Here is a 4,171-nt window from a genome sequence, read left to right on the forward strand (position 1 = left end):
GTTCGCGGTGGGGCCCATCGACGTTCCTCAGCCCTCGTTGTCCTGGTTTTTGTCCACAGCAGGCGTCTCCGGGGTTCCCCAGATGGCATCCGCGATCTTCCGGGCCACGTCCTTCAGCATGGCGTCCGGCACGTGGAGGTACCGGGCCCGCATGCCTGCGGAGGTGCCCGGCTCCCACCCCATGATCTGATCAATGACCCGGGCCGGGACACCGAGCAGCATGAGCACAGTGGCGGCCGTATGTCGGGCGTCGTGCAGCCGACCATCCCGAACGCCCGCGTCTTCCAGCAGGCGCTTCCAGTCGTGGTAGTCCGTGTTCGGGCTCAAGGGGCCACCCAGGGGTTTGGTGAACACGTAGTCCGACTCGACCCACAGGTCACCGGCCGCCCTGCGCTCGCGCTCTTGCGTCCCGGCATGTGCCCGGAGCATGGCGACCAGCGGGCCCGGCAGGGGCACGGCACGGCGGCCCGCGCGCGACTTGGTGTTCTTGGTCTCACGCCGGACCTGCGCCCTGGCCGGGCAGTACCCCGCCTTCCGGCCGCACGGTGCGGCTTCCGGGCACCCGTGCTCGTACTTGGGGCGCAGACGGTTTCGCCGGAGCTTCAGGTACTCGTTGCCCAGGTCGACGTCAGACCAGCGCAGACCGAGCGTCTCGCCCTGCCGCAATCCGAGCGCCAGCGCCAGCATCCACCGGGCGCTGTTCCGGCGCTTGTTGGCTTCGAGCAGCAGGCACTGAACCTCTTCCACGGAGTACGGCTCTACCTCGGATTCGTCCTCTTCCATCCGTGGCGGCTTCGCCAGCGCAGCGGCGTTCTTCGCTGCGTAGCCGCGCCGTACCGCCTCCCCGAGCGCGGTACGGGCGGTGCGGTGCGCCTGGTGAGCCGTACCCGCCTTGCGCGCCCCATTCGCCTGCATACGGCGGTACAGGCTTTCCAGGTGCTCGGGCTGCAAGCGGTCAAGGCGGTGCTTGCCTACACCAGGCACGAGGTGAACGCGAACGGCGACCTCGTAGCCGTCGTAGGTGTTCTCGCTGACGGTCGGCTTGGCGATGTTCTCAACCCAGTGCAACAGCCACTTCTCAACCGTCCACGGCTTGCCGGGCTGACTCGCCGAACCCGCGTCGCGCTGCTTCTCAAGCCGCCGGACTTCCTCAACCAGTTCCTCGCGCGTCTTGCGCGTCAGGTGTCGGCGGTACGGCTCCCCGTCGTCCTTGTAACCCATAGGCACGCGGGCGTGCCAACGGCCATCCTTGCCGAGGTAGATGGCGGATTCGCCGTTGGCCCGGCGGGTGCCCTTCTTCTTTCTCTCTGCCACAGGCAGGCTCCTTCAGGTTGAGGCGTGGAAACGACCCGGGACGCCACCCCGTAGCGGGGTGGCGTCCCGGTGAGAAGTGATCAGGCGGCGCGCTGCTGAGCGCGGCGGCGGGCGAGGTAGGCGGCGGGAGCGTCTGCCGGGACGCGCCGGAGACGGCCGACGTCGATGGACTCCAGTTCGCCGGTGCGGATGAGCGCGAAACAGGTGGTCCGGCCGATGCGGAGGCAGCGGGCGGCTTCCTCTACGGTCAGGAGAACAGGGGCCGGGTCTCCAGCCTCGACGAGAGGTGCGATGTCCACGGTGGCGGTGCTCATGAATGTCTCCCTAGGACTGTCTCGGGCCCTCGGAGGGCGGGCCATGGCTCTCTGGGGTGGTGTTGTCCGAGGTTCGGATTTCTGCGTCATTGCGTCATCTGCGTCATTCGGGCGTCTGACCTGCGGTTTTCTGTGACGCAGTGGTTTGCGTATGCGTCATCGGTGCGTCATGGGGTGACGCAGATGACGCAGAATGACGCAGGCTTCGCCGTCTGCGTCATGACTGTCGTTGCAGATCAGGGGCCGTTTTCCTGCTCGCATGACGCAGATGACGCAGCGTCTTCCCTCTTAGGACAAAGAGAGAGGGGTGTTTGTTGTCATGCGCCTCACAGCATGAAGAAGGAGCCGCCTTCGCGGCGCGTCCTTTGGGCGGCGTTCCGCCGAACAGCAAGAGGAGCACGCGGCGCGGCCGCGGGTGCTCCTCTTGCTTGTCCGGGCGGGCGTGCGGGCGCGGGTCAGAACATCGGTTTGGGCTCGTGTGGGGGCGGGGTGGACCCGCGGGTGAGTTCGAGGTAGCGGCCCTCGCTGGTGCGGCCGGTGTCGATGAGGACACCGCGCGCGGCCAGCGTCGGTTGCAGACGCTTGAGCCGGTCGGAGAGGACCTTGCCCGTGGTCGGCCAGCCCTTCGGAAGGGGACGCAGGTCTTCGCCGCTGTAGAGGCGACTGAGGCAGTGCAGCCACTCCGTGGACGTCATCCGCTGCGCCGCACCCGGCTCGACCGTGTCGGCATGCCGGAGAACGGTCTGCGCGAGGAGATCGCCCTCAATGACGTCGTCATTGAGGTCGTCCAGACTGGCCCGGTAAGCGACCAGCGCGCCGAGACCGGTGGCGGTGTCGAGTTGCGCGCACAGATGCGCGAAGTCCGCCATCCGCAGATCGGTCGGGGTCTGCGCCTCCACGGCGCGGACCTTCACCGCAAGGTCCAGGAACGACCCGAGGACGACGGGCAGAACCTCCGTGTACTCCGTCCAGAGTTCCGCCTCGGTGCGCCGGACGCGGGGTCGTTCCAGACGCAGGGGCAGGAGGCGTTCGGCGAGGTCGGGGCGGATGACACCGACGTCGATGCCGGTCATCAGGAGGGGGCGGCGGTAGCGGGCCCGGTAGACGTCTCCGTCGGTGAACAGGGCGCGCTTGACGTTCTCGGCCCCGGTGACGATGCAGCACATGGCGTCAGACAGGTCCGGGGTCATGTGGGAGAGGTTGTCAAGGGCGGTGATCCATCCGGCGGCGACTGCTGCCGTCAGGTTCTCTTCGTCCTTGGGTGGTCGTCGCAGGTCGGCGCTCATGCCCTCGATGACCCGGGTGAGCATTCGGCCGGCGGTGGACTTGCCCGCGCCCTGGGGACCGGTGAGGAACGGGGCAGGCACCGGGACGGAGGGGCCGAGACAGCCGATGAGCCACGCGATGGCCAGGCACTCGGTCTCAGCGTTGGCGAAGTTGGACAGCCTCAACAGGAGGTCGATTCCCTTGCCATCGGTGTCCCTGGCGGGCAGGGGGAGTTCCCCGGTGAGCTGGGTGCGCCGCCAGCACACCTCTTCCGGCCGGGGGATGGTGATGTCCCAGCCGGTGGGGTGGATACGGACGGACTGCCCGTCCGCGCGGCCGAGGTCGAGCCAGGTGGCCCCGTCGAATCCGGGTGCGACCCGGATGTAAACGGACTGAACGTCAGTACTCATAGCGAGCGCTTCGATCAAGTCCAACGCCTCCTTGAGCGCGGTCCCGTTGAACACGCCGCACCCGTCCTTGAACAGGCCGACCATGAGTTCCTGTCGGTGGCTGCCGGTGGTGCCCTGGGAGCGGATCGGGCGTGCGACGGGGTGCCCGTTGCGCTGGGCGTATACGGTGCCGTCGGCGGTGCGGAAGTACCGGAAGTGCGTTTGCGCGTAGTCGGTGATGATCTCGCGTGCCGGGGTCTTCTCGTCGTCGGACACCGGTCACAGCCCCAAAGCGGTGCGGGCGTTGGTCCAGGCATCGGCGCAGTGCCGCCCAGTTTCGCCCTTGGCGTGCGCGGCGGTGAACAGCCGCTCCATGTGGGCATCGGTGAGGCAGCCGCACCGGCCATGGGTGGACAGGACAGCGAGAAACACCCCGTACACCGTGGTGTGCACGCCGCTGAGGGCGCTGGTGATGCGCTGCTCGGCCATGGCGATACCGCGCTCCAGGTAGACGGGGGAGCGGTGTCGGCACTCCCCGCCCCCGCCCGGTGCGGACACGGAGATGACGCCCCGGGCGCGGGCAGGGGCGGCGGTTTCCTCCCGCACGACCAGGGCCCGGACCGTGTCCGGCAGGGGCGTCACGCGGCCGGTGCCGGGGCCGAGCCAGCGGGCGTAGGCCATCAGGGATTTGATGTCGACGCCGGGCCGGACGGCGTTGGACGACCGCATGGTGCCCTGGTAGATCCAGTGTTCGCCGCGTGTGGTGGGCACGGTCCGTGTGGCGGGCAGCGTCTCGCGGGCCCAGGCGATGGCGCGGGGGTCGTCCAGGTCCACGACGGTCAGGTCCGCCCCGCCGGGGTGGTAGGCGATGGCGGCGGCCTGTCGCCA

At 68.6% G+C, this 4,171-nt stretch carries 4 protein-coding genes; all 4 read right to left on the minus strand.

Annotated features, from left to right (window positions below):
* Window positions 1-27: 27 nt before the first annotated feature.
* Window positions 28-1,314, minus strand: a complete 1,287-nt coding sequence (locus ACWF94_RS35100; protein WP_453498131.1) for a tyrosine-type recombinase/integrase — start codon at window positions 1,312-1,314, stop codon at window positions 28-30.
* 80 nt (window positions 1,315-1,394) lie between these two features.
* Entirely contained in the window at window positions 1,395-1,628 is a 234-nt protein-coding gene (locus ACWF94_RS35105; RefSeq protein WP_453498134.1) for an excisionase family DNA-binding protein, read from the minus strand.
* A gap of 455 nt (window positions 1,629-2,083) precedes the next feature.
* The gene (locus ACWF94_RS35110; protein ID WP_453498137.1) at window positions 2,084-3,559 is read right to left on the minus strand and encodes an ATP-binding protein; all 1,476 of its coding nucleotides are present in this window, start codon (window positions 3,557-3,559) and stop codon (window positions 2,084-2,086) included.
* A 3-nt stretch (window positions 3,560-3,562) separates the two neighbouring features.
* The coding region (locus ACWF94_RS35115) for a DNA primase (protein ID WP_453498140.1) at window positions 3,563-4,171 on the minus strand (609 nt) is incomplete at its 5' end.

The sequence above is a fragment of the Streptomyces sp. NPDC055078 genome (assembly GCF_053607985.1).